This window comes from Saccharopolyspora gloriosae (assembly GCF_022828475.1).
Taxonomy (GTDB): domain Bacteria; phylum Actinomycetota; class Actinomycetes; order Mycobacteriales; family Pseudonocardiaceae; genus Saccharopolyspora_C; species Saccharopolyspora_C gloriosae_A.
The window spans coordinates 4,752,796-4,778,876 of sequence record NZ_CP059557.1; the positions used below are offsets into that span (position 1 = coordinate 4,752,796).

The window sequence follows — 26,081 nt, forward strand, 5'->3', positions numbered from 1 at the left end:
GAATCGGATGGGCCGAGAACGTCGCCGCTAATCAGCGGAGACGGTTGTGCGCGGCCCTCGCAGGCGGAGTTTCGCCGCGCACTTCTTCGTTGCGCGCTTGCTCACCACGTATCCAGTGTAGCCGGTCGCCTCCCCACCACCGGCGTGCACTCCGCCACCTGGCCCGTTCGTCACGGCCTGCATAGGTATCCGAGTAGCGGAACCTCAGCTGCTTCCTCGCTGCGGGGTCCTTTTCCCCAAGTGGCTCCGCCACGAGAGAAAAAGCCGTCCGCGCGAGGAAGCAGCTGAGAACCCGCCGGTGGTCGGCTTGCTTGGGTGGTCACTGCTCGGCGGCTTCGCCGCTGACAGCACGCAGCGCATGGGCCGCACTGCAACGACTGCCGGCGCTCGGTGGTCACGGTTCGTGGATGTGGACCTCGACCGCGATGGCGCGTTCGGCGGCGTCGTCGAGGATCGAGCGGCGTGGCTCGGGGACGTCGAGGACGCGGGGTTCGGCGGTGGCCAGCAGGTCGCGCAGCCGTGGTTCGGCGCGCAGCGTCTCCAGCGCCCGGCGGTCGCCGCCGAGCACGAGGGCGTCGAGCCGGTCGCGTTCGGGCAGCAGCACTCGCGCTACGTCGGCGGCTGCGGACTCCAGGGAGCGCCGCGCCTGGCCAACGCGGCGCCGGGCGAACCGCTGCTGGGACTGCCCGCCCGCCTTGTTCCGGCCGTGCACCAGGTGGCGGTCCGTGGTGGACACCTCAACGACACCGCCGCGGGCGATGCCGACGCTGTGCGCGCCGAGACGCACCAGCACCAGCCCGATCCGCCGCGGAACGCTCACGTGCTCGACCAGCGGGTCGACGGCGAGTCCGGGGATTTCTCCGTGCGGGCCGGGCAGTTCCTCGAACGGCACCTCCACCACCGCGACGGCACCGTCGACGGCGGTGACCGTCACTCGCCGCTCGGTGCGCTCGGTGCGCTCGATGCCGCCGTGGCGGGTGCCGAATCGCTCGAACCAACCCGCCAGCCGATCCGGCGGCACCGGAACCGCGCGTCCGCCGCCCGCCAGTTGCCTGCCTCGCATGGCTCCATCCCAGCACGTCCGCACAGCCCTGCCGACCGCCGTTCATCGGCGACGCCGGTTTTTTTCCTTCCGCACCCTTGCCGGGCCACTGTCCCCTCGTTAACGTGCACCAACTTACAGCGTTAGTTATCTGGGACACACCGACTCCGAAGGGTGCGCCGCGATGGCCTCTCCCTCCTCCCAGGCTCGCCGGGTGGCTTTAGCCAGCCTCATCGGCACGACCATCGAATGGTTCGACTTCTTCATCTACGGCACCGCCGCGGCGCTGGTGTTCAACAAACTGTTCTTCCCCGAGTTCGACCCGTTGATGGGCACCCTCGCCTCGTTCGCGACGTTCGCGGTCGGGTTCATCGCCCGCCCGCTCGGCGGCGTCCTGTTCGCGCACTTCGGCGACCGGCACGGCCGCAAACCGGTGCTGGTCCTGTCATTGCTGCTGATGGGCGTCGCGACCGTGCTGATGGGCGTGCTGCCGACCTACGAGACCATCGGCGTGGCCGCACCGCTGCTGCTCACGCTGCTGCGGTTCGCTCAAGGCCTCGGCGTCGGCGGGGAATGGGGCGGAGCGGCGCTGATGGCCGTGGAACACGCCCCCGCCCACCGCCGCGGCTTCTACGGGAGCTGGCCGCAGATCGGGGTGCCCGCCGGATTGCTGCTGGGCAACCTCACGTTCTCCGCGCTGTCCGCGAGCGTCAGCGACGCCGAATTCCTCGCCTGGGGCTGGCGGGTGCCGTTCCTGTGCAGCGCGGTGCTCATCGTCATCGGCTTCTTCATCCGGCTGCGAATCAGCGAGAGCCCGGTGTTCGAGCAAGCCGCGCGCAGCGAGCCGCATTCGCGCACCCCGGTGCTCGACGTGCTGCGCGAGCATCCGCGAATCGTGGCGCTCGCGGCGGGATCGTTCCTGGCCACCAACGCCACCTTCTACGTCGGGACCACCTGGATCGTGTCCTACGCGACGACCTCGCTGGACTACGAACGGACGTCGATCCTGAACGCGAACGCGCTGTTGAGCTTCGTCGACATCCCACTGATGCTGGCCTTCGGGCTGCTGTCGGACCGCATCGGGCGGCGGGGCATGTCGATGGCGGGAATGGCCGGACTGGCGGTGTTCGCGGTGCCGTACTTCCTGCTGGTGGACAGCGGTTCGATCATGCTGTTCCTGATGGGCGGCATCGTCGTGCAGGTGTGCCGGACCGCGGTGTACGGACCGCAGTCGGCGTACTTCTCGGAGCTGTTCAGCACCCGCTTCCGCTACAGCGGCGCCTCGCTCGCCTACCAACTCGCGGCGATCCTCGGCGGCGGGCTGGCGCCGATGATCTGCACCGCCCTCTACAGCTGGACCGGGTCGTCGATGGCCATCGCCGGATACGTGGTGGTGCTGTGCCTGATCTCCCTCGGCTCCAGCTACCTGCTGGCGGAGACGTACCGCAAGGGACTCACCGAGGACACCGCCGCCGCACCGCTCGACCGAACCTCAGATTGAGATTTCCGAGAACAGGCGGGTGGTCCGGCCGGAAAGGGCTTCCAGCAGGGAGGCCGCCTGGTCGTCGGTGAGGGAGGCGATGAAGTCGATCACGGCGCGGCCGCGGGCTCGGCGGTCCAGGTCCGCGCCGCTGATCGGCTCACCACCCGGGGACAACGCGGCCGGATCGGCCGAGCGCAGGTCGGCGAACTCCTGGTGCGCCCGGTCGAACAGGTCGCGCAGCCGATGCGGCAGCCGGGCCGCCTCGCTGCGGTCGATCAGCCACGAGTCCAGCGCCGTGACCAGCTTGGTCAGCAACCGGTCCTGGCCGCGCTGGTGCAACGCCAGATCCGGGCGCTGCAGCACGAAGCGGCGATGCACGAACTTCAGCACCTGCACCTCGTGCCACTGCTCCGGACCGAGCGACACGTGCCCCGAACGCACCGTCGGCCGCCGCTCCACCCGCACGCCTTCGACCAGCCTGCGAGTCCACTCGCCGGAGAACACCGCCACCGTCTGCTCGGCCTGCTTCGAACGGTCGAACGGCACCTGCAGCAGCTTCGTCACCAGCTCCTCGACGACCTTCTTCACGGCCTGGGTGAAAGCGTCGTCGGAGGCGATCCAGGAGTCCTTCGCGTGCAGCCTGCGCCGCAGCCGCTCCAGCGACCGGCCCGGAAAGTGCTCGGTGCGGGCGAGCTCGGCATCGCCCAGCGCGGCGAGCTGCACCTGGTGGGCGAGCCACTCGGTGAGCTCATGCGAGACGGTCGTGTGCTGCAGGATGCCGACCCGGTGGAAGTCCTCCAGGTCGTGGATGGCGTAAGCGATGTCGTCGGCGGTGTCCATCACCGACGCCTCAACGGTCTGCTGCCAGCTGTCCACCAAGCCGCGGAACGCCGAACGGCAGTCGCGCATGTCGTCGAGCTCGGTGACGTAGCAGGAGAACTTCGCCGAACCGGTGCCCGGCGCCTCGTCCGGCTCGGACGCGCCGCGCGGCGGCTCCCGCAGGTCACGCGGGTGCGGGGACGGGCGGTGCAGTCGCGTCCACGGGTACTTCAGCAACGCGGCGCGCACCGCCGCGGTGAGGTCGAGGCCGTCCCCGGAACCGTCCGGATCGCCGCGCACGTCGATCGAACTGACGATGCGGAACGACTGCGCGTTGCCTTCGAACCCGTCCGGCAACCCGAACTCGACGCGCGCGATCCGATCCAGCACGGTCTCGCCGAGATGACCGAACGGCGGATGCCCGAGATCGTGGCCCAGCCCGGCGGCCTCCACGACGTCCAGGTCGCAGCCGCCGAGCTCGTCCATCGCCGCCTTCGCATCCGGATCCACGTGCAGCCGCTCGCCGATGGCCCGCGCCACCTGCGCGACCTTCAGGCTGTGCGTGAGCCGGTTGTGCAGCAGCATGCCGGAACCGCTGGGGCTCACGACCTGCGTCACGCCGCCGAGGCGCGCGAAGAACGCCGAACTCGACACCCGGTCCCGATCCGCCCGGAACGGGCTCGTCGCCAGGTCCGAGGCCGGCCGGCCGTTGCGGATGGCGTCGCTGCGGCGGGAGGTTCGCTGGACCGGCGGATCGGTTCGCATGCCCAGCACGTTAGCGGCGTCCGGCCGTGCGGCGGCACCCGCACCCGGCGTGATCTGATGCTCGCGTGGTGGACGTGCTCATCGTCGGGGCTGGGCCTGCGGGCCGAGCGGTGGCCGCGGCGTGCGCCGACACCGGCCTGGCCGTGACCGTGATCGATCCGGCGCCGCGCCGGGGGTGGCCGCACACCTACAGTTCCTGGCTCGACGAGCTGGACGCGGCGGTGCCGCGTTCGACGCTCGCCTCCGTGACCGCCACCATGCGCGTCTTCGGCACCTCCCCGCGCGACCTGGCCAGGCCGTACGCGGTGCTGGACAACACCGCGCTGTGGAAGCACCTGTGGCGTCCCGACGTCCACGACATCACCGGGCGCGTCGTGGGCGCCGAGCACGGTCCTACCGGTTCGACGGTGCAGCTCAAGGACGGCAGGCGGCTCGCAGCGGCCGCCGTCGTCGACGCCAGCGGCGCCGCGCGGGTGCTCTCCGGGGGCCGCCCGCCCCGGCCCGCGGCACAGCAGTCCGCGGTCGGAGTCGTGGTGGACGCCGCGACGGCCGAACCGCTGTGCCCGGTGGGCAGCGGAGTGTTCATGGACTGGCGTCCCGCTCCCGACACGCGCGGCGGCTGGCCGACGTTCCTGTACTGCGTCCGGTTCGGCACCGGCCAGGTGCTGTTGGAGGAGACCTCGCTGGCCCGGCGGCCCGCGATGCCGTTGACGCTGCTGCGCAGGCGATTGCACGGCCGGCTCGCCGCGGCCGGGATCACCGTGCCCGACGGCGCCCCCGAAGAGCGGGTGCGCTTCCCGGTGGACGATCCGATCCCGCTGCCCGGCCGGGTGGTGCCGTTCGGCGCCTCGGGCGGGCTGGTGCATCCGGCCAGCGGTTTCAGCGTCGCCGCCGCGCTGCGGCAGGCGCCGTGGGTGGCGGGAGCGTTGAGCGCGGGACTCACTGCGGGGCCGGCCAAGGCCGCGAAGGCCGCCTGGTCGATCCTCTGGCCGCCGCGCGCGATGGCGACGCACGCACTGCACAGGCGTGCGCTGCGGTCGCTGCTCGTGTTCCCGCCGAGCCTGGTGCCGGAGTTCTTCGAGGCGTTCTTCTCCCTGCCCGAAGCCGACCAGGCCGCGTTCCTGGCGGCCGAACGCGACCCGGCCCGAACGGCCGCCGCGATGACGACGCTCTTCCGCCGTTCCCCCTGGTCGGTTCGGCGCAGGCTGGTGGCCGGCGGTTTCGGTCCCGGTGGCGGCGAGGCGCAGCACGGCTTCGGCGGCCTCTGACATGTCGTTCGCGTCGCGAACAGCACGTCAGGACGTTGTGTGAGTTCCCACAACGGGTGGGCGAGTTGGGTGCCCCGGCCCCGGTAAGCGCGCTAGGTTGGCGTTCGGCATAGCCCGCCGCCCCGAGGCGAGGAGCAGCTGAGATGTCGGTGAACAGGTCGTGAACCCGCTCGATGGAGTGCCATGAGTGCAGGCAGCATCGACCCCGTGCTCGCGCTGGTCAACGAAGTGCGCTTCGCGTTCCAGCCCCTGATCAACGTGAAGACCGGTGCCATCGTGGCGGTGGAAGCCCTCGCCCGGCCCACCGGTGGGGACGTCCATGACCTGTTCCGGGAGGCCGCTCGGCATCGCAAGCTCACGGAACTCGACATCGAGCTGGCCCGGTCGGCGGTCACCGCGGCCGCCGACCACGAGACCCTGTTACCGCTGCACGTGAACATCTTCGGCGGCACCGTCACCCACGACCTGCCCCGCCTCGAACTGCTGCTGGACCGGTTGCGCGAAGTGGGGCGCCGCCCGCAGGAAGTGACGCTGGAGATCGGGCCGCCGTTCGCGCGGCTGGACCCGGCTCAGCTCGTCGAAGGGGTGCACGCCCTCAAGTCCGACGGGTTCCAGATCGCGGTGGACGGCGTCGGGGACGGCGATGTGCCGCTGACGCTGATCGCGGACATGGAACCCGGCATGGTCAAGCTGGACCGGGGTGTGGTGCGCGGTCTGCCGGACTCCGCGCCGCGCCGAGCGGTGCTGGAGTCGGTGCGGCACCTGTGCGAGGCCGCCGACGCGGACCTCGTCGCCGAAGGCGTGGAGAACGAGCGGCAGCTGTCCGCGTTGCGCCGCACCGGGGTGCGGCTGGTGCAGGGCAACCTGCTGGCGCCGGCCGCGCGCAGGCCACCGACGACGATCACCGTTCCGGGCGTCGCTGCCGAGGTCACCGATCCGTCCGGGCAGCCGGTGAACACGCTCGCGGCCGGCCCGCGAGTCACCGAGTTCCTCTCCCCCGCCACCTTGCTGTCGGTGGACGCGACCGCGGACAAGGTGCGCGGCGTCCTCGCCGACCACCCGGAGATCAGCGGCGTGGTGCTGGTCGACGAGCACAACCGCCCGCAGTTCACCATCGACCGCAACCGGTTCCTGCTCGCCGTCACCGGCCCCTACGGGCACGCGCTGCACGCGAAGCGGCCCGCCTCGCGGCTCGCCGACGAACCTCGGGTGGTCACCACGGCCACCACCGCGATAGAGGCGTTGAGCCTGGTCACCCGTTCCGATCAGTACCGGATGTACGACGACGCGATCGTCGTCGACGAGGCAGGCCGCTGCCTGGGCGCCGTGCGCGCCGGGCACCTCATCCGCGGCATGGCCGACCTGAAGGTGGAGGAGGCCGCGGCGCTGAACCCGCTGACGCGGCTGCCCGGCAGCGACGCCATCGCCAGGGACGTCGGCAGGCGGATCTCCGCCGGTGACGTGTTCGCGGTGAGCTGGCTGGACATCGACGGGTTCAAGTCCGTCAACGACAGCGTCGGGTTCTCCGCGGGCGACGACCTGATCCGGGTCATCGGGCGGGTGCTGACCGACGCCGCCACCTCGCTGACCTCGGTGACCGTCGGACACGTCGGCGGGGACGACTTCCTGCTGGTGGCCGACCTGGACGATCTGGTGCCGCTCTCGGAGTTGCTGCTGGATCCGGAGCGGGAGGCCGGCGGGGTGCCGGTGACGTTGTCGCTGGCGACGCTGGTGTGCACGCAGAGCACCGTGACCTCCTACGACGAGGTGTCGCGGATGCTGGCGCCGCTCAAGCAGGACGCGAAGGCGTTGACCGGTTCCAGCTGGGTGATGTCGCGTCCCGGTTCGGAACACGTCGACGTGCTGCGCGGCAAACCGCAGCAGCCGCCCCCGCCGTCCTTCCCGGGTCCGGCGACGATGCCGCCGCCCGGTCTCGCGCCCGGGTCCGGTCCGCCGCCCGCCACGGGACCGCCGTCCGGCGGACCGCACTCGCGGAGCTCGGGTTCGGCCGATCCGTCCGCGATGCGCTTCCCCACCGAGGACCCCGACCCGGGCCTGCCGCAGGCCCAATCCCGCGTCCCGGGCCGCTGACCAGCGGCGTCGCGAATCCGACCCCGAACACACTGATCGCCCCTGGCAGAACCAGGGGCGATCAGTGATTACGCGTTCACGAGAAGTACTTCACCGTTGTCTTGTCAGCGGCGAGGCCGCTGAGCGGGGACCACCAACGCGGCCCGACCATCGGCGGGTTCTCAGCGGCCTTCCCCGGGGACGGCCCATTCGCCCAGTAGGGGACTCAGAAATGGGATCCCGCAGCGAGAAGGCCACTGAGGTTCCGCTACCCGCCCCGCCGAGCACGGCGAGCCGAAGGAGCACGATCAGACCGTGAAGCCGAGTGCCCGCAGTTGTTCGCGGCCTTCTTCGGTGATCTTCTCCGGACCCCACGGCGGCATCCACACCCAATTGATGCGGAAGTCGCTGACCACGCCGCCGCCGGGACCGCCGGTGAGCGCGGAGCGAGCCTGCTCCTCGATCACGTCGGTCAGCGGGCAGGCCGCGGAGGTCAGCGTCATGTCCACCGTGGCGCTGTTGTCCTGCTCGACGCGGACGTCGTAGACGAGGCCGAGGTCGACGATGTTGATCCCCAACTCGGGATCCACGACGTCGCGCAGCGCCTCTTCCACGTCTTCGAGCGCGGCGAGTTCGGCCGCCGGGGCCGGGGGCTCCGGCAGGTTCTCGGCGCCGCGCGCCACGTCAGTGGCCTCGCCCGCGGCCGCCTCGTCCTGCACGGCCGCCTCGTCCTGCACCTGGGTCTGGTCTGTCATGACGCTCCCACCTCGTCGACGACGCGCGAAACGGCGTCCTTGAAAGCCATCCACCCCAGCAACGCGCACTTCACGCGTGCCGGGTATTGCGCCACACCGGCGAACGCGATGCCGTCCTCCAGGACGTCCTCGTCGGGCTCCACCTTGCCACGGCCCTGCATGAGCTCGCTGAAGGCGGCCTGCCGCTGCATGGCCTCCTTCACCGGCTTGCCGACCACCAGGTCGGTGAGCACCGAGATCGAGGCCTGGCTGATCGAACAGCCCTGCCCCTCGTAGGAGACGTCCTCGATGATCGCGTCGAGGCCGTTGCCCGCCAACCGGACGCGCAACGTCACCTCGTCCCCGCACACCGGGTTGACCTGCGAGGACTCCGCGTCGAACGGGTCCCGCAGGCCGTGCCCGTGCGGGTTGCGGTAGTGGTCCAGGATGATCTCCTGGTACATCTGTTCGAGCTGCATCACACGTCCTTCAGCCGTTCACCCGACACCGAAGAAACGCTGGGCCTCCCGCACAGCTTCCCCGAGCGCCCGGACCTCGTCCAGATCGTTGTAGAGGTAGAAGCTCGCGCGCACCGTGGCGGGCACGCCGAACGTCCGGTGCAGCGGCCACGCGCAGTGGTGACCGACGCGCACCTCGACGCCCTGGCTGTCCAGCACCTGACCGGCGTCGTGCGGATGCACGCCGTCGACCACGAAGGCCACCGTGGCGCCGCGGGCATCGGTGTTCGCGGGACCGATGATGCGGACCCCGTCGATCGCCGACAGTTCCTCCAGCGCGGCCGCCGCGAGCTTCTTCTCATGCGCCGCGATGCGTTCCATGCCGACCACCGACAGGTAGTCCACGGCCGCACCCAGCCCGACGACCTGGGAGGTCATCGGCACGCCCGCCTCGAACCGCTGCGGCGGCTCGGCGAACGTCGAGCGATCGATGTGCACCATTTCGATCATTGAGCCGCCGGTGATGAACGGCGGCATCGCGCGCAGCAACTCGTTGCGCCCGTAGAGCACCCCGACCCCGGAGGGGCCGAGCATCTTGTGCCCGGAGAACACCGCGAAGTCCACGTCGAGCTCGGCGAAGTCCACCGGCGAGTGCGGCACGGACTGGCACGCGTCGAGCACGACCAGCGCGCCGACCTGGTGCGCCCGCGCCACGATCTCGTCGAGCGGGTTGACCGTGCCGAGCACGTTGGACTGGTGCGCGACGGCGACCACCTTGGCGCGCTCGCTGATCACGCCGGACACGTCGGACAGGTCGAGCCGACCGTCCTCGGTGACGCCGAACCAGCGCAGCGTCGCCCCGGTGCGCCTGCACAGCTCCTGCCACGGAACGAGGTTCGCGTGGTGCTCCATCTCGGTCACCACGACCTCGTCGCCCGGCCCGATGCGGAAGCGCTCCGCTTCCGGGCCGGACGTCGCGGCGTTGCTCATCGCGTACGCGACGAGGTTGACGCCCTCGGTGGCGTTCTTGGTGAACACCACCTCGTCCACGCCCGCTCCGATGAAGCGGGCGATCTTGGCGCGGGCGTCCTCGTACGCGTCCGTGGCCTCCTCCGCGAGCTGGTGCGCACCGCGGTGCACCGCCGCGTTGGAGGTCTCCAAGAAGGATCGCTCCGCGTCGAGCACCTGGCGCGGACGCTGCGAAGTCGCACCCGAATCCAGATACACCAGGCGCCGATCATCGCGGATCGTGCGGCCCAGGATCTGGAAGTCGGAGCGGATCGCCGCGACGTCCAGCGGCCCCGCGGCCGCACCGGCACTGGTGAGAGGCTGAGCGGTCATGACTGGGCGACGGCCTCCTTCTTGCTGGTGAACCGCACGTAGCCGTTCTTCTCGAGCTCGTCGGCCAGTTCCGGCCCGCCGGACTCGACGACCTTGCCGCCGGCGAACACGTGCACGTGGTCCGGCGTGATGTGGTTCAGGATCCGGGTGTAGTGCGTGATCAGCAGCACGCCCTTGTCGCCCTTTTCCTTGTAGCGGTTCACGCCCTCGGCCACGACGCGCAGCGCGTCGACGTCCAGACCGGAGTCGGTCTCGTCGAGGATCGCGAACTTCGGGTCCAGCAGGTCGAGCTGCAGGATCTCGTGGCGCTTCTTCTCGCCGCCGGAGAAGCCCTCGTTGACGCTGCGCTCGGCGAAGGACGGGTCGATGTCGAGGTCGGTCATCGACTTCTTGACCTCCTTGACCCAGTGCCGAACCTGCGGGGCCTCGCCGCGGACGGCACCGGCGGCGCTGCGCAGGAAGTTCGACATGGACACGCCGGGCACCTCGACCGGGTACTGCATGGCGAGGAACAGGCCGGCGCGGGCGCGCTCGTCCACGCTCATCTCCAGCACGTCCTCGCCGTCGAGCAGGACCGAACCGGAGTCGATCTGGTACTTGGGGTGACCCGCGATGGCGTAGGCCAAGGTCGACTTGCCGGAGCCGTTCGGCCCCATGATCGCGTGGATCTCACCGGTGTCGATCTTGAGGTTCACGCCGTTGAGGATCGGCTTGGCGCCCTCTTCGGTGAGGACGGAACCGTGCAGGTCCTTGATCTCCAGGGTGGCCATTGTGCTGTGTTCTCCTGGTACTTGGGGAAAGAAAGCGAGTTAGGGGCGGCGTCAGGCGCCGACGACGGCCAGCTCGGCCTCGATCGCGGCCTCCAGCCGCTCCCGGACCGACGGCACGGTGATCTTCTGCAGGATCTCGCCGAAGAAACCGCGCACCACCAGTCGGCGGGCCTGTTCCTTCGGAATGCCGCGAGCCTGGAGGTAGAACAGCTGCTCGTCGTCGAACCGGCCGGTGGCGCTGGCGTGGCCGGCACCCTCGATCTCGCCGGTCTCGATCTCCAGGTTCGGCACCGAGTCGGCGCGGGCGCCCTCGGTGAGCACCAGGTTCCGGTTGAGCTCGAAGGTCTCGGTGCCTTCGGCCGCGGCCCGGATCAGCACGTCGCCGATCCACACCGAGTGCGCCCCGTCGCCCTGCAGCGCGCCCTTGTAGAGCACGTTGCTGCGGCAGTTCGGCTGCGCGTGGTCGACCAGCATCCGGTGTTCCAGGTGCTGACCGGCGTCGGCGAAGTACAGGCCGAGCAGCTCGGCGTCGCCGCCCTTGTCGCCGTAGGTGATCGTCGTGTTGACCCGCACCAGGTCGCCGCCGAGGGTCACCGCCAGGTGCCGGAACACCGCGTCCCGGCCCAAGTAGGCGTGCTCGGAGCTGACCTGCGTGGCGTCGTCGGCCCAGTCGTGCACGGACACGACCGACAGCCGGGCGGAGTCGTCGGTGACGAACTCGACGTTCTCACCCAGCACGCCGGAGCCGCGGTAGTCGATGACGACGACCGCTTCGGCGAACCGCTCGGCGCGGATCTGGATGTGCCCGAACGCCGTCTCGCCCTCGCCGGGGCCTTGCACGACGACGCTGACCGGCTCGGCCGGCTGCACGTCCTTCGGGATGGTGATGACGGTGGCCTGCTCGAAGGAGCTCCAGGCCTGCGCGGCGACGCGGTCGGCGGGCACGCCGCCCTTGCCGAGCCGCTCGTCGTCGCGCCCGACGGTCTCGACGGTCACGTCGGAACTCGCCTCGACCTCGACGTTCAGCGAGGCGGTGGCCTTCGCGGTGCCGTCGTGCAGGCCCTTGAGCCGCTTCGTCGGCGTGAAGCGCCAGTCCTCCTCGCGACCGCCGGGGACCTCGAAGGCCTCGACGTCGTAGGAGGTGAAGCGCTGGCCGCGGGACGACTGCGGAACCACAGCTCCCCGTGGGAGTGTTCGGTCAGGCCGTGCTGGGCGTCGGCGGTGTCAGTGGTGCTCGTCATGTCAGCCGACGGCCCCTTCCATCTGCAGCTCGATCAGGCGGTTCAGTTCCAGCGCGTACTCCATGGGCAGTTCGCGCGCGATCGGCTCGACGAAGCCGCGCACGATCATCGCCATGGCCTCGTCCTCGGTCAGGCCGCGCTGCATCAGGTAGAACAGCTGGTCGTCGCTGACCTTGGAGACCGTGGCCTCGTGGCCCATGGACACGTCGTCGACGCGCACGTCGACGTAGGGGTATGTGTCCGAGCGGCTGATGGTGTCCACCAGCAGCGCATCGCACTTGACCGTGGAGGCCGAGTGGTTGGCGCGCTTGGCGACCTTCACCAGACCCCGGTAGGAGGTGCGGCCACCACCGCGGGCGATCGACTTGGAGACGATCGTCGAAGAGGTGTGCGGAGCCATGTGCTCCATCTTCGCGCCCGCGTCCTGGTGCTGGCCCTCACCGGCGAACGCCACCGAGAGCACTTCGCCCTTGGCGTGCTCGCCCATCAGGAACACCGACGGGTACTTCATGGTGACCTTGGAGCCGAGGTTGCCGTCGACCCACTCCATGGTCGCGCCCGCTTCGGCCTTGGCCCGCTTGGTGACCAGGTTGTAGACGTTGTTCGACCAGTTCTGGATGGTCGTGTAGCGGCAGCGAGCGCCCTTCTTGACCACGATCTCCACGACCGCCGAGTGCAGCGAGTCGCTGGAGTAGATCGGGGCGGTGCAGCCTTCGACGTAGTGGACGTAGGCGTCCTCGTCGACGACGATCAGCGTCCGCTCGAACTGGCCCATGTTCTCGGTGTTGATCCGGAAGTAGGCCTGCAGCGGGATGTCGACGTGCACGCCCTTCGGCACGTAGATGAACGAGCCGCCCGACCAGGTCGCGGTGTTCAGCGCGGAGAACTTGTTGTCCCCGGCCGGGATGACCGAGCCGAAGTACTCCTTGAAGGTCTCCGGGTGCTCGCGCAGCGCGGTGTCGGTGTCCAGGAACTGGACGCCCTTCTCCTCAAGGTCCTCGCGGATCTTGTGGTAGACCACCTCGGACTCGTACTGGGCGGCGACACCGGCGACGAGCCGCTGCTTCTCCGCTTCCGGGATGCCCAGGCGGTCGTAGGTGTTCTTGATGTCCTCGGGCAGGTCCTCCCAGCTCTGGGCCTGCTCCTCGGTGGAGCGCACGAAGTACTTGATGTTGTCGAAGTCGATGCCTGAGAGGTCGGCGCCCCAGTTCGGCATCGGCTTGCGCTCGAACAGCCGCAGCGCCTTCAGCCGTGCTTCGAGCATCCACTCCGGCTCGTTCTTCTTGGCCGAGATCTCCCGGACCACGTCCTCGTTGATCCCACGGCGCGCGCCTTCGCCCGCGTCGTTCTTGTCGGACCAGCCGTATTCGTAGTTGCCCAGGGTCGCCAGGGTCTCCTCTTGGCTGAGCTGGCCAGAGTTGTTCGGCACCGTGGTGGGTGTGCGCTGCTCGGCAGCGGCAGTCATACGGACTCCCCTCCGTCATGAATCGGGGCGGTCTGCTGCCCACCGGTCTGGGACCGGTCGGAGGCAGCCGGATCGGTTGCGGCCGGAGCCGACGCCGGAAGGACCTGTTCGGTCTCCGGGCCGTTCGCGGCGGTTCGCGCGGACCGCGTGAGCGGTACGTGCGTAGTGCAGGCCGCATCGCCGTTGGCGATGGTGGCCAACCGCTGCACGTGGATACCGAGGACTTCGGCGAAAGCCTCCGTCTCGGCTTCGCACAGCTGCGGGAAGTCCGCAGCGACGTGCGCCACCGGGCAGTGGTGCTGGCAGAGCTGCTCACCGGAGGCCACGCTGCGCGTCGAGGCAGCGTAGCCCTCGCGTGTCAGCGCACCGGCGAGGACCTCGGCCCGTTCGGTCGTGGTCCGCGCGGCGGCCAGCGCCTCCCGGTGGTGAGCGACCAGCGCGGAGATCCGCTTGCGCGCGAACTCCCGCACCGCCTGCTCACCGTCGGTTTCGGCGATGAACCGCAACGCCGCCACGGCCAGGTCGTCGTAGGCGTGCCCGAACCTGGCCCTGCCGACCTCGGTCAACAGGAACAGCTTCGCGGGCCTGCCCCGTCCCCTGCGCTGACGCGCCGAGGACTCCCTGGTGTAGGCCTCGCCCTCGGAGACCAGCGCGTCGAGGTGCCTGCGCACCGCGACGGAACTGAGCCCGAGTTCCTCGGCCACTGCCGCAGCGGTGATCGGCCCGCGTTCCAGCAGGAGGCGGGCGACCGAATGCCGGGTGCGCCCGTCCCCGGACGGTCCGCCCGCACCCGGTGCCGCGGCACCCGAGTCGGCGGCCGCGGCCGGTGAAGAGGTTCCGGCGTTTTTCACAACACTGATGTTACCTATTTAGGTCGGACACGCCAGAGCGCAGGTCCATCAACGTGACTCGGATCACCCCGACCGGCGGTTGTGCGACGGCGGCACAGCACGATCACCGACTGCCCTAAGCTTCGGCGTCGTGGGTGCAGGCGAAACGAACAAGCGGCACGGAGCCGAACGGGACGACCCCGCGCGATCCGGCGCGCGGCACGAGGACGCCGGATCCGACGGCTCCCCGGGCGACCGCGAACCGGGCGAGGCGGAAACGGCGCCCCGCACGGCCGAAAGCGCTCCGGACATGACCGCGCACGCGCCGGACACCGCTGTTCCGAGCACCGACACCGCCTACGCGGGCGACACGCCCGCCGACCGGCAGCCCGCGCCGCTGGACGCGCCGGAACGCCGCCAGCTCGACCTCGTCCGCCGCTTCGGCACCACCGGCTCGCTCGTGCTGGCCTTCGGCGCGATCGGCGCAGGTGCCGCGCCCGTCGACAACCCGCTGATCGGGGTGCGGCTGCTCGGCCTGCCCGCGCGCATCCCCACCGTCGCCATGGCGTGCGCCTGGCTCGGCATGCTCATGGTCGTCACCGCGTGGCTGTGGCTGGGCAAGCTGTCCTGGCCCGGCCGGGACCGCATGGTCAGCCGCACCCAGATGGACCGCACCGTCGTGATGTGGGGCCTGCCGCTGGCCATCGCCCCGCCGCTGTTCAGCACCGACATGTACACCTATCTGGCGCAGAACGCGGTGGCCTCGCTCGGCATCAACCCGTACTCGCTGGGGCCGGGCACCGCGCTCGGCGTGGACCACCCGCTGGTCGCGAACGTGCCGAACATCTGGCGGGACACGCCCTCACCGTACGGCCCGCTGTTCCTGCTGTTCGGCCAGCACATCGCCCGGGTCATCGGGGACGACGTGGTGTTCGGCGTGCTGCTGTGGCGCGTCGTGATGATCATCGGGCTGATGCTGGCGATCTGGGCGATCCCGCGGCTGGCCGCGCGCTGCGGCGTGCACCCGGTCGCCGCGCTGTGGCTCTCGGCGGCCAACCCGATCACGCTGTTCCACGTGGTCAGCGGCGCGCACAACGAGGCGCTGCTGGTCGGCATCATGCTCGCCGCCATCGAACTCGGACTGCGCTGGCGCAAGCCGCTGGGCGTGATCGCGGCCGGGGTGCTGCTGAGCATCGGCGGCGCGATCAAACCCCCCGGTTTCGTCGCGCTCGGCTTCTTCGGCATCTACGTGGCCCGCAGGCGCGGCGGTCGAATGCGCGATCTGGTCGGCGTCGCCGCACTGCTCGGCGTGGTGCTGCTCGTCACGATGACGATCATCACGGTGACCAGCGGATGGGGTCTCGGCTGGATCGAGACCTACGACGTGCCGAACCGGATCAAGACCTGGCTGGCGCCGATGACCGCGTTCGGCATGACCGGCGGCGGCCTCGGCATGCTGCTCGGGCTCGGCAACCACACCAACTCGATGCTGGTCATCACCAAGATCTTCGGCTACGCCATCACCGGCGGCGTCTGCCTGCGGCTGCTGTGGCTGTCGTTCAAGGGCCGCATCGAGCCGCTGGCCGCGCTGGGCATCACCCTCGGCACGCTCGCCGTGTTCGGCCCGGTGCTGCACCCCTGGTACCTGCTGTGGATGGTGGTGCCGCTGTCGCTGTCCACCAACGACCACCGGTTCCGGCTGGGCTCGGCCGCGATCTGCTCCATCGTCGCGCTGGTCGTGCCGCCGACGGGCGCCGCTTTCCTGCTGCGCGCCTACCAGATCCCGTTCGCCGTCATCGCCTCGCTGATCGCCTTCGGCATCCTGCTGTGGCTCATGCGCGGCAAGGTTCCGCCGCTGCTGCCCACCCGGAAGGGCGAGCTGCCCACCCGGAAGAGCGAGCACGTCACGTCATAGGCTTGGACGTCGTGAAGGAAGCCGCGAGCACATCCCCGGACGGCCAGGCGGTCGACGCCCCGGCCACCGCACTCGACGTGCGCGGGCTGACCAAGCGCTTCGGCGACACCGTGGCCGTCGCCGGACTGGACCTGCGCATGCCGCGCGGCAGCGTGCTCGCTCTGCTCGGCCCCAACGGCGCGGGCAAGACCACCACCGTCGAGATCTGCGAGGGCTTCCAGCGGCCCGACGGCGGCTCCGTGCGCGTGCTCGGGCTCGACCCGGCCACCCAAGGCGAACGGCTGCGCCCCCGCATCGGCGTCATGCCGCAGGGCGGCGGCGCGTACCCGGGAGTGCGCGCGGCCGAGATGCTGGACCTCATCGCGGCCTGCTCCGCCGACCCGATCGACCCGCGCTGGCTGCTGGACACGCTCGGGCTCGCCTCCGCCGGACGCACCCCGTACAAGCGGCTCTCCGGCGGGCAGCAGCAGCGGTTGTCGCTGGCGTGCGCGCTGGTCGGGCGCCCTGAGCTGGTGTTCCTCGACGAACCGACCGCCGGACTGGATCCGCAGGCCCGGCACCTGGTGTGGGATCTGGTCGCCGCGCTGCGCCGGGACGGCGTCGGCGTGCTGCTGACCACGCACCTGATGGACGAGGCCGAGGCGCTCGCCGACCGGGTCGTCATCGTCGACCACGGCAGAGCCGTCGCCGACGGCACCACTGCCGAGCTCACCGCCGACTCGCAGGGCAGGCAGGAGCTGAAGTTCCACTCCGAACCCGCGCTGGACCTCGACCTGCTGCTGACCGTGCTGCCGGAGGGCTACGAGGCCACCGAGCAGCGCCGCGGGCAGTACGTGGTCCGCGGCACCATCGACCCGCAGGTGGTCTCCGCCGTCACCGCGTGGTGCGCGCGGCACGGCGTGCTGGCCAACGAGCTCCGGGTGAGCAGGCGCAGCCTGGAGGACGTGTTCCTCGACCTGACCGGACGGGAGTTGCGCTCGTGAACCGTGGCGCCGCAGACACAGGTGCGACCGAAACCGGCACCGCCGGACCGGACCTCGCACGCCAAGATCCATCGGGCGCCGGCGACGGCCCGCGACCGGGTGCTCGCCCCGAGGGGCGGTTTCCCGCGGGCACGTTCACGCCCGCGCCCGGCCGGGGCCGTGCGCTGCGGATGCTGGCCGCGCACACCCGCATCGAGGCGCTGCTCATCATCCGCCACGGCGAGCAGGCACTGCTCACGCTGATCATTCCGCTGGCGCTGCTGATCGGGCTGAGCACGCTGCACATCGGCACGGTGCCGGAGCCGCGGGTCGACTCGGTGGCGCCGCGGATCCTCGCGCTGGCGGTGATGTCCACCGCGTTCACCGGGCAGGCCATCGCGCTCGGCTTCGACCGCCGCTACGGCGTGCTCAAGCGGCTCTCGGCGACGGCGCTGCCGCGCTGGACGCTGATCAGCGGCCGGGTGCTGGCGACGCTGCTGGTGGTGGCGTTGCAGGCCGTGCTGCTGGGGATCACCGCGGCGCTGCTGGGCTGGACGCCGAACCCGCTCGGCGTGCTGGCCGCGCTCCCGGTGCTGGTGCTGGGCACGATCGCGTTCGGCGCGGCCGGAGTGCTCGTCGGCGGGGCGTTCCGGGCGGAGATCGTGCTGGCGGTGGCGAACGCGATCTGGTTCGTGCTGCTGCTGGCCGGTGGCTTGGCGCTGCCGGTCGGTGATCTGCCCGGTCCGGTCGCCGTGGCCGCCGAACTGCTGCCCTCGGGTGCGCTGGCGACCGCGCTGGAGACGACCCTGGAGCACGCGGCGCTACCCGGCTGGCAACCGGTGCTGGTGCTGCTGCTGTGGGCGGCCGCGGCGGGTTCGCTGGCGGTCCGCACGACCCGCCTCACCTGATCTGAGCAGCGCGCCGCCGCAGTGGGCAGCGCGGAGTGATCTTGTGGTCGTTTTCTTGGCGGACCCGATGAGCGGTCTCGGCCTGAACCGGCCGACCGTCGGCGGGCTCTCAGCGGCTTCCTCGCAAGGAGGGCGATTCCAGAGCCGCTACTTGAGAATCACGACCGCACCGGCAAGGGGCGCAGAGGTTCCGCACCCCGCCCCCGCTGCGCAGACCATCTGACAAGAACTCATTAGCGAACCTGACGGTTACCGGAAGTAGGGTGGGTGGCATGACAGAGCCGCACACCGATGTGACGCCCGGTGCCGAACTGGCCCGCCCCTGCCACAAGTCGCTCGAAGCGCTGCACGCACTGATCTACTTCAGCCCGGACGCCGACGAAGCGTTCGCCGAGCTGGGACTCGACACGCGCCCCATGCGCTACTTCGCGGGCCGCGCCGCACCGATGGGCGCCGTCGGCGCCGGAGTCGTGGCGGCCACCTTCTACAACTTCAACCCGCGGATCATCGCCGACGTGATTCCGCACGCGTGGTCCATCGCCGACCCCGCCGCGGTCATCGAAACCCGCTTCCGCGCCGCCGACACCGCGCTGCGCAAGCTGCTCGGCGAGCAGGCCATCGCCTCCGACGAGCTCGCCGAGGCCGCCGCGCTGGCCCGCCGCGCCACCGAAGCCTGCCGCCCCGAGGCCCGCCCGCTCTACGCCGGGCACGCCGACCTGGAGTGGCCGCAGGAACCGCACCTCGTGCTCTGGCACGCCATCTCGCTGCTGCGCGAACACCGCGGCGACGGGCACCTGATGGCGCTGCAAGAAGCAGAGCTGTGCGGCCTGCACGCGCTGGTGCTGCAGAACTCCGCCGGAGCGGGCCTGTCCCGCCAGTTCGCCCAGGCCAGCCGCGGCTGGTCCGACGAGGAATGGGCGCAGGCCCAGGACGCGCTGCGCGAACGCGGACTGGTGGACGCCGACGGCGCCGTCACCGACGAGGGCGCGGCGCTGCGGGAGCACATCGAGCAGCGCACCGACGCGCTGGCGGCCGCGCCGTGGGCGCATCTCGGCGCCGAGAACGCGAAGCGCCTCGCCGCGCACGGCAAGCAGCTGAGCAAGCTGGTCGCGCAGAACGGTGCCTTCCCCGGCTCGGCCTTCGCGGGCGGCGCGCGGAAGTAGCCGCCGCACCCGACCTGGCGCACGCCCGTTCCGGGGCGGCACCTACCATCGACACGTGCCGATGCCGTCGTTGCTGTCCCGGATTCCGGCGGCCAGTCACCGCTTGGTGCGCTGGCTCGCGCTCGCCGTTCTCATCACCCAGGCCCTGATCTCGGTGACCGGCTCCGTGGTCCGGGTGACCGGTTCCGGTCTCGGCTGCCCCACTTGGCCGCAGTGCTTCCCCGGCAGCATGGTGCCCATCGAGCACCCCGAGGTCGCCCGGCTGCACCAGGTGATCGAGTTCGGCAACCGCACGCTCACCGGCCTGGTCGGCTTCGTCGCGCTGGCCTGCCTGATCGCCGCGTGGAAGGTGCGCCCGCACCGCCCGCGGCTGGTGCGGCTGGCGCTGATCATGCCGCTCGGCGTGGTCGCGCAGGCGATCATCGGCGGCATCACCGTGCTGGTGGATCTGAGCTGGTGGAGCGTGTCGATCCACTTCATGGCCTCGGCGGTGCTGATCTGGCTGGCCGCCTTGCTGTTCAAGGCGGCGAGCGAGGGTGACGAGGCCCCGACTCCGGTGATCCCCGAGAACATGCGGCGGCTGCTGATCGCGCTGACCGGGGTGACGGCCGCGATGCTGATCGCGGGCACGCTGGTGACCGCGGCCGGGCCGCACGCCGGTGACGCCGAGACTCCCCGGCTCGTCGTGCCGGTCACGACCTTGGTGCAGGCGCACGGCCTGCTGGTGATGGCGTACGTCTGCCTGCTGGCGGTGTTCGGCGTGTGGCTGCGCAGCGCGCGGCCGACGCGGGCGCTGCTGCGGGCGTACACCGCCGCGTGCGTGCTGGTGCTGGCGCAGGGCGCGCTGGGCTCGGCGCAGTACCTGCTGGGCGTGCCCGAGGCGATGGTCGTGCTGCACGTGCTCGGATCCACGCTGGTGATCGCCGTGACGGCGCTGTTGTGGGGCGAGTCCCGCTATCGCGGCAAGCTCCCCGAAGTTCCCGCCGCCGAGGCCGCGGATCCGGTCCCTGCCTGACGCCTGCTCTCGACTCAACCTCCATCGAACCGTTCCAGGTGAATGTCGCCTCAGCCCGGTCTTTCCGGACCATTCACCTGAGGTCGCCGATGAGGTCAACGGCTCCATTCGACCGGTAGCACCGGGCGGATTCTTGTGGTGGTCGCAACGCCTGATGGTTTATGTGGTGGTGAGTAGATCACGGAGGCGTTGGGCTGGGGTGTGCCAGCCGAGTGTTTTGCGTGGTCGGTTGTTGAGTTGTTGGGCGACGTGTTCGAGGTCTTCGGGGCTGTGGATGCGGAGGTCGGTGCCTTTGGGGAAGTATTGGCGCAGGAGTCCGTTGGTGTTCTCGTTCGTTCCGCGTTGCCAGGGTGAGTGGGGGTCGCAGAAGTAGACCGGGACTCCGGTGGTGATGGTGAACTGTTTGTGTGCGGCCATTTCGCAGCCTTGGTCCCAGGTCAGGGAGCCGCGGAGGTGTTCGGGCAGGGTTTTGATCAGGGGATCAGGACGTCGCGGACGGCTTCGGCGGTGTGTCTGCCGGGCAGGTGTCCGAGCAGGACGTAGCGGGTGGAGCGTTCGACCAGGGTCACGATCGCGCTTTCGTTGCGGGTGCCGACGATCAGGTCGCCTTCCCAGTGGCCGGGCACGGCCCGGTCTTCGATCTGTGGTGGGCGTTCGGAGATCATCACCATGTCGTCGAATCGGGGCGTGCGCTGTTCGGGGCTGCGGTGTAGTGCGCGGCGGGTGCGTCCGGTGCGCAGCGCGTCGGCGAGTTCGCGCCGTAACCCGCCTCGTGCCTGGATGTAGATGGCTTGGTAGATCGTTTCGGGACTCACCCGCATGCCTTCGTCGTCGGGGAACTCGGTGACCAGAGCGTGACAGATTTGCTCTGGTGACCATCGTTGCTGCAGGCCGGCGGTGACGTAGTCGCGTAACGGGCCGTGTTGGGCGAGTTTGGAGGCCTTCGGGCGTGCGCGGCTGGCGGCCCATGCCCGCTGCGCCCGGTGCGGCTGATATTCGCCGGCGACGCTGCGGTTGTCGATCTCGCGTTTGACCGTGGAGGGCGACCGGCCCAAAACACGCCCGATCGCCCGCAACGACTCGCCCTGCCGCCACAAGTCAGCGATCGTTTCCCGTTCCGTCACCGTCAAAAACCGGGGGTGCAGCTCAGCTTCGACCACCGCCAACGACAACACTGATCCACTAGTCACAGCGGTGTTGTAGTCGATCCTGTGCCCGTCCGGGTGCACCCGGGCATCACCGATCTTGCGGATCCCCCGATCCCAATCAGCGGCAGTGCGCACATGCACCCCGACCCGTGCCGCAGCATCCCGCCTCGACACCCCGGACCCACGCAACTCGTCGTAGACCGCCCGGCCGGGATGCCCACGCCTGCCCGGTTTCCCACGACCACGAACACCCGCCCTCTTCGCCCACCCGAACGCCGTCGCAGGAGCCACCCCGGCCACCCGAGCAGCACCCGCAATACAGCCCCCTTCACCCTCCAACACCTCGAAAAACCACGCCTTCAACCCCGCAACAACCACGACCCCCACAACCCCTCAAATCCAAGGCGTTGCAAGGACCGCTAGAACCCGCACCGGGCGAAGGGGACATTCACCTCGCGTTGGCGAGGTCAGAGGCGGTGGCGTTGGCGGCCTTCGCGTTCCCAGCGGCGCCAGAGCTCCGGCATCTCGCCGGCGAGCCACTTGTAGAACTCGTGCACGGTGCGCAGCCTGCGGGCGCGCTCACCTTGGCCGCTGAACATGCGCAGCCCTTCCTCGGTGAGCTGTTCGAGCCCGGTGACCTGCTGCATCCGGTGCCGCACCAGTTCCGGCCAGCGCTGTTCCTCGACGCGGTACAGCGCCGCCTCCCGGCCTTGCCGGGTCGTCTTGGAGATGACGCCGAGCCGCAGCAGCAGCCGGACGTTGGTGCTGATGGAGCCACTGCTGGCGTTGAGCCCGTGGGAGAGTTCGGCGGCGGTGCGCTCCGGCGGGTCGCAGATCAGCAGGAACGCGAGGATGCGCCCGGCGATCAGCGGCATGCCCTCGCTCGCCTCGAAGTGCGCCGCCATCTGTTCGATCCACTCGGACATCGCGGGACGATCGGTGCGCTGCGCGTACTCGGTCACCTCAGTGCCTCCGACTGATCGACTTCAACCGTTGCTGAAAACATAGACGCCGGAGAGCCGCAAATCCACCCTGACACGCTCGCAACGCCGGATCGGACTCCGGCGCAGGTCGGTCAAGAAGCGGCGAGGGCCGCGCGCACGGCGGAGGCGAAGCGCGCCTTGGCGCCGGGATCGGCGTGGCCGAAGCCGAGCGACGGCTCGGTGAGTTCCAGTTCGAGCAGCAGCGGCGACCCGTCCTCGTCACGCACCACGTCGACCCGCGCGTACAGCAGGTCCGCACGGCGCAGGCCGTGCAGCGCGGCGGCGGTGTCCATCGCGTCCTCGGCCGCACGACGCAGCGCCGGATCCGGCTCGACGCCGAAGCGCTCCCCCGGCCCGGTGCCCGGCGCTGCCGGATCCGGCAGCATCGCGCCCTTCACGAACGCGTGCGAGTACGTGCCGCCGAGGAAGACCAGCGCCGTCTCCCCATCCCGGTCGACGGTGCGCTGGTAGGGCTGCACGAGCACTACCTGGTCGTCGGCGTGCAGTCCCGCCAGGTGCGCGACGGCGCCGTCCAGCTCGCCCGACGCGAACCGCGCGGCGCCGCGCGAACTCGCCCCCACCGAGGGCTTGAGCACGAAGTCGACGCCCTGCCACGGCGAACGCAGCGGCTCACCGGGGTGGATCAGTTCGGTCGGCACGACCGGGACACCGCGCTCGGCGAGGTCGGCGAGGTAGGTCTTGTCGGTGTTCCAGCGCGCGATCCCCGCCGGGTTCGCCAACGCGGGCACCGAGTCGCACCAGGTGAGGAACTCCTTGCGCCGCCACGGGTAGTCCCAGGTGCTGCGCAGCACCACGAGGTCCGCCGTGCCGAACGACGCCGCCGGATCGTCCCAGGGAGCCCAGGACGCGGTGATCCCGGCTTCGGCCAGCACATCCGGCAGATCGGTGTCGTCGGCGTTGGAGCGCGGCAGTTCCGCGCAGCTCGCGAGCAGGACTCGTGCGGCGGGCCTCAACGGGCGCGGGAGCCGGCCATCTTGCGGCGGTGCGCCGGGCCGATCTGCAGCGCGGCGGTCGTCTCGCCGTCCCATTCGGCCGCGGTGAGCTGCTCGACGGCTTCGACGACGGCCTCGCCCGCGGCGACGTCGGCGACGAGCACGTCACCGAGCGAACCGTCCTCGCCGATCAGCACGAGGCGAGCGCCCGCCTGGCCCATGTTCTCCACGACGGCCCGTGCGGAGCCGCCGTGCGCCAGCGCGAACGCCTTCGCCGTGGCGACCGCCTTCGGCGAGGGGCCGGTGGTCTGCTCGGTGTCCTTGTCGGCTGCCATGCGGGTGATCCTAGACAACGACCCCGACCGCGGGGGTGCAACCGTTACCCAGGCCACCTCTCGGCCACGAGGCTGCGAGAGTGAACATCGGCGGTTCCGCCGCCGACGCGAACGACGAACGCAGGGAGGCACGCATGCGCGCGATCCGGATACCGGCCAATGGCGGACCGGAAGTGCTGGAGTCCGCCGAGCTCGACCAGCCGACGCCGCAGTCCGGTGAGCTGCTGGTGGAGGTGGCCGCGGCCGGGGTGAACTTCATCGACACCTACCAGCGCAGCGGGCTGTACACGGTGCCGCTGCCGTTCACCCCCGGCGTGGAGGGCGCGGGCACGGTTCGCGAGGTCGGCCCGGACGTCACCGAGTTCTCCCCCGGCGATCGGATCGCTTGGGCCATGTCGCCCGGCGGCTACGCCGAACACGCCGTGGTTCCGGCGCGCAACGCGGTGCGCGTCCCGAAGGCGTCGAGGATCGGACGGCGGCCGCGGCGATGCTGCAGGGCATGACCGCGCACTTCCTCGTCGCCTCCACCCACCCCGTGCGAGCGGGCGAGACCGCGCTGGTGCACGCGGCGGCGGGCGGCGTCGGGCTGCTGCTCACCCAGCTGATCAAGGCGCGCGGCGGCAACGTGATCGGCACCGTGTCCACCGCGGAGAAGGGGAGCTGGCCCGCGCCACCGGAGCGGACGAGATCATCCGCTACACCGAGGTGGACGTGGCCGAGGAGGTCCGCGACCTCACCGACGGCCGGGGCGTGGACGTGGCCTACGACGGCGTCGGCAAGGACACCTTCGACGGCAGCCTCTCGGTGCTGCGCCCGCGCGGCACGCTCGCGCTGTTCGGCGCTTCCAGCGGCCCGGTGCCGCCGGTCGACCCGCAGCGGCTGAACTCGGCGGGCTCGGTGTTCCTCACCCGCCCGTCGCTGGCCCACCACATCCTGAACCGCGAAGAGCTGAACTGGCGAGCGGGCGAGATCTTCGACGCGATCCAGTCGAACAAGCTCAACGTCCGAATCGGCGGCACCTACCCGCTCGACCAGGCCCGCCAGGCCCACGAAGACCTGGAAGGCCGCCGCAGCACCGGAAAACTCCTGCTACTCCCCTGACCAACGGCAACGCTCCGCCGCCCGTCAACGACAAACCCGCGCATCCCGGCGGCAAAGTCCAAGAAGGGCGGCGAAGCCGAGTCCTTACGGCGAAGCCGAGTCCTCGCGGCGAAGCCGTGCCTGTATGCGCGAAGCGCATAGCCCACGTCCAAAAAACGACCACCGGCGGGTTCTCAGTTGGTCTCTCGCGAGGACAGCTTTTTCCCTCGGGCGGAGCCACTAGGGAAAAAGATCCCGCAGCGAGAGACCAACTGAGGTTCCGCTACCCGACCACCAAAGCAAAACGACCCCCGGAACGATCAACCAAGCCGACTACGCAGACGCAAGCCGAAGCCGCCGGTCGCCAGTAGCACCGCACCCACGAGCAGGACGATCAACGGACCGCCCAGCGCTCCCCCGGTCCAGTGGTAGAGGGCTTCGGGCACGGCGACCGTCACTCCGATCACGCCGAACACCAGCAGCACGGTGGAGCGCAGCCGCAGGAACGCCGCGAAGCACAGCACTGCCAGCACGAACGTCGTGGCGTAGCTCCACGACTGGTGGCCGACGACGGTCCACTGGGCACCGAACAGCGCGGTGGCCGCGGCGATCCCGTAGCCGACCTCGCGGCGAATCCGGCCCGCGCGGTCCCGGGAGGGCCGTTCGAGCACTCCGCTCGCGCTCAGCGCCGCCCACGCCGCACCGAGCGCGATCAGCAGCACCATTTCGTGGATCTGCTCGGCACCGAACCATTCGCCGGGGACCGACAACACGAATCCGCAGGCGAAGGCGCCGGTCGCCAGCAATCCCGGCACCGATGGCAGCACCGCGCAGGCGGCGCCTGCCACGAGCACGCCCGCGCCGGTGGCGAGCATCGACACGTGCGGCGACCCGTAGTGGTCCAGCCCGGAGCCGACGGCCATCGCCGTGGTCCCGGAGGCGAGCGCGAACAACACGGCCACGATGCGGCTGCGCCGGGAGGGTTCGGCGGCGGCGAGCTCACGCACGGCGCGCGGCGAACCGGCGATGAAGATCCCGGCCGCGACGAGCAGCGCGGTGGCGGCCGCCAGCAGCCCCACCCGAGCGGCTTGGGAGAGGTCCTCCCATGACATCCCGAGCAGCAGCGAGGCTCCGCCCAGCACCAGGGCGCCGCCCGCGTACCCGAGCACTTCCCAGAGGCCGCCGGGTCGCTGCGGGGCGGTTTCGGTCGTCAGCTCGGCCCGCACCGCTTCGCTCTGCTCGGCGGTGAGCGTGCCGCGCTCCACGAGGCGTTCCAATGCCCGCCGCTGCCGCGGGGGCAGTTCCGCACTCATCGTCCATCCTTCCGTCCGTG

21 protein-coding genes and 2 pseudogenes are annotated in these 26,081 nt (G+C 70.5%); 9 read left to right on the forward strand and 14 right to left on the reverse strand.

Annotated features, from left to right (window positions below; translation table 11 throughout):
• Positions 1–394 precede the first annotated feature (394 nt).
• Positions 395–1,063, reverse strand: a complete 669-nt coding sequence (locus H2Q94_RS20585) for an acVLRF1 family peptidyl-tRNA hydrolase (RefSeq protein WP_243788841.1) — start codon at positions 1,061–1,063, stop codon at positions 395–397.
• Positions 1,064–1,226: 163 nt separating this feature from the next.
• Between H2Q94_RS20585 and H2Q94_RS20590 the strand changes: the two genes are divergently transcribed.
• Positions 1,227–2,543, forward strand: coding sequence for an MFS transporter (locus H2Q94_RS20590; protein WP_397545365.1), 1,317 nt, complete (start codon positions 1,227–1,229; stop codon positions 2,541–2,543).
• Here H2Q94_RS20590 and H2Q94_RS20595 read toward each other — a convergent pair.
• On the reverse strand, positions 2,535–4,109 hold the full coding sequence (locus tag H2Q94_RS20595) for a deoxyguanosinetriphosphate triphosphohydrolase family protein (protein WP_243788843.1): 1,575 nt from the start codon (positions 4,107–4,109) through the stop codon (positions 2,535–2,537). The two genes, H2Q94_RS20590 and H2Q94_RS20595, sit on opposite strands and share 9 nt — an antisense overlap.
• 65 nt (positions 4,110–4,174) lie before the next feature.
• Here H2Q94_RS20595 and H2Q94_RS20600 point away from each other — a divergent pair, with 65 nt between their 5' ends.
• Positions 4,175–5,377: a lycopene cyclase family protein gene (locus H2Q94_RS20600; RefSeq protein WP_309501049.1), complete on the forward strand. Its 1,203-nt coding sequence runs from the start codon at positions 4,175–4,177 to the stop codon at positions 5,375–5,377.
• 183 nt (positions 5,378–5,560) lie between these two features.
• On the forward strand, positions 5,561–7,468 hold the full coding sequence (locus tag H2Q94_RS20605; protein WP_243788844.1) for a GGDEF domain-containing protein: 1,908 nt from the start codon (positions 5,561–5,563) through the stop codon (positions 7,466–7,468).
• Positions 7,469–7,755: 287 nt separating this feature from the next.
• On the opposite strand, the gene H2Q94_RS20610 is transcribed toward H2Q94_RS20605, so the two are convergent.
• The 7 genes from H2Q94_RS20610 to H2Q94_RS20640 form a co-directional block, all read right to left on the reverse strand.
• Positions 7,756–8,202, reverse strand: coding sequence for a metal-sulfur cluster assembly factor (locus H2Q94_RS20610; protein ID WP_243788845.1), 447 nt, complete (start codon positions 8,200–8,202; stop codon positions 7,756–7,758).
• Positions 8,199–8,660 carry a Fe-S cluster assembly sulfur transfer protein SufU gene (gene sufU, locus H2Q94_RS20615; RefSeq protein WP_243788846.1) on the reverse strand — a complete coding sequence of 154 codons (462 nt, stop codon included), beginning with the start codon at positions 8,658–8,660 and terminating at the stop codon, positions 8,199–8,201. Before sufU ends, H2Q94_RS20610 begins: the two co-directional genes overlap by 4 nt.
• Before the next feature lie 18 nt (positions 8,661–8,678).
• Positions 8,679–9,980 carry a cysteine desulfurase gene (locus H2Q94_RS20620; RefSeq protein ID WP_243788847.1) on the reverse strand — a complete coding sequence of 434 codons (1,302 nt, stop codon included), beginning with the start codon at positions 9,978–9,980 and terminating at the stop codon, positions 8,679–8,681.
• Entirely contained in the window at positions 9,977–10,750 is a 774-nt protein-coding gene (sufC, locus tag H2Q94_RS20625; protein ID WP_243788848.1) for a Fe-S cluster assembly ATPase SufC, read from the reverse strand. Before sufC ends, H2Q94_RS20620 begins: the two co-directional genes overlap by 4 nt.
• 51 nt (positions 10,751–10,801) lie before the next feature.
• On the reverse strand, positions 10,802–11,926 hold the full coding sequence (gene sufD / locus H2Q94_RS20630; protein WP_243788849.1) for a Fe-S cluster assembly protein SufD: 1,125 nt from the start codon (positions 11,924–11,926) through the stop codon (positions 10,802–10,804).
• A 66-nt stretch (positions 11,927–11,992) separates the two neighbouring features.
• Entirely contained in the window at positions 11,993–13,456 is a 1,464-nt protein-coding gene (gene sufB / locus H2Q94_RS20635) for a Fe-S cluster assembly protein SufB (protein WP_243788850.1), read from the reverse strand.
• Entirely contained in the window at positions 13,453–14,307 is an 855-nt protein-coding gene (locus tag H2Q94_RS20640) for a helix-turn-helix transcriptional regulator (protein ID WP_243788851.1), read from the reverse strand. Before H2Q94_RS20640 ends, sufB begins: the two co-directional genes overlap by 4 nt.
• 130 nt (positions 14,308–14,437) lie before the next feature.
• Between H2Q94_RS20640 and mptB the strand changes: the two genes are divergently transcribed.
• From mptB to H2Q94_RS20665, 5 genes are all read left to right on the forward strand, one after another.
• Positions 14,438–16,201 (forward strand): polyprenol phosphomannose-dependent alpha 1,6 mannosyltransferase MptB, encoded by a 1,764-nt coding sequence (gene mptB / locus H2Q94_RS20645; RefSeq protein WP_243788852.1) that lies wholly within the window; start codon positions 14,438–14,440, stop codon positions 16,199–16,201.
• A 77-nt stretch (positions 16,202–16,278) separates the two neighbouring features.
• Positions 16,279–17,184, forward strand: a complete 906-nt coding sequence (locus H2Q94_RS20650) for an ABC transporter ATP-binding protein (RefSeq protein ID WP_397545488.1) — start codon at positions 16,279–16,281, stop codon at positions 17,182–17,184.
• Between the two features lie 164 nt (positions 17,185–17,348).
• Positions 17,349–18,071, forward strand: a complete 723-nt coding sequence (locus H2Q94_RS20655; RefSeq protein WP_243795813.1) for an ABC transporter permease — start codon at positions 17,349–17,351, stop codon at positions 18,069–18,071.
• A 272-nt stretch (positions 18,072–18,343) separates the two neighbouring features.
• Positions 18,344–19,234, forward strand: coding sequence for an SCO6745 family protein (locus tag H2Q94_RS20660; RefSeq protein ID WP_243788854.1), 891 nt, complete (start codon positions 18,344–18,346; stop codon positions 19,232–19,234).
• Between the two features lie 55 nt (positions 19,235–19,289).
• On the forward strand, positions 19,290–20,249 hold the full coding sequence (locus tag H2Q94_RS20665; protein WP_243788855.1) for a COX15/CtaA family protein: 960 nt from the start codon (positions 19,290–19,292) through the stop codon (positions 20,247–20,249).
• Between the two features lie 159 nt (positions 20,250–20,408).
• On the opposite strand, the pseudogene H2Q94_RS20670 reads toward H2Q94_RS20665, so the two are convergent.
• The 4 genes and pseudogenes from H2Q94_RS20670 to H2Q94_RS20685 all read right to left on the reverse strand — a co-directional run bounded on the left by H2Q94_RS20670 (position 20,409) and on the right by H2Q94_RS20685 (position 23,668).
• Positions 20,409–21,571, reverse strand: a pseudogene (locus H2Q94_RS20670) (IS30 family transposase).
• Positions 21,572–21,864: 293 nt separating this feature from the next.
• Positions 21,865–22,359: a GbsR/MarR family transcriptional regulator gene (locus tag H2Q94_RS20675; RefSeq protein WP_243788856.1), complete on the reverse strand. Its 495-nt coding sequence runs from the start codon at positions 22,357–22,359 to the stop codon at positions 21,865–21,867.
• 113 nt (positions 22,360–22,472) lie between these two features.
• A complete protein-coding gene (locus H2Q94_RS20680; protein WP_243788857.1) occupies positions 22,473–23,354 on the reverse strand; it encodes an ATP-grasp domain-containing protein in 882 nt (293 codons plus the stop codon).
• Positions 23,351–23,668 (reverse strand): hypothetical protein, encoded by a 318-nt coding sequence (locus H2Q94_RS20685; protein WP_243788858.1) that lies wholly within the window; start codon positions 23,666–23,668, stop codon positions 23,351–23,353. The genes H2Q94_RS20680 and H2Q94_RS20685 overlap by 4 nt, the downstream gene beginning before the upstream one ends.
• A 134-nt stretch (positions 23,669–23,802) precedes the next feature.
• Between H2Q94_RS20685 and H2Q94_RS20690 the strand changes: the two are divergent.
• A pseudogene (locus H2Q94_RS20690) lies at positions 23,803–24,769 on the forward strand (quinone oxidoreductase family protein).
• Between the two features lie 299 nt (positions 24,770–25,068).
• Here H2Q94_RS20690 and H2Q94_RS20695 read toward each other — a convergent pair.
• Entirely contained in the window at positions 25,069–26,061 is a 993-nt protein-coding gene (locus tag H2Q94_RS20695) for a DUF2157 domain-containing protein (protein WP_243788859.1), read from the reverse strand.
• Positions 26,062–26,081: the final 20 nt, after the last annotated feature.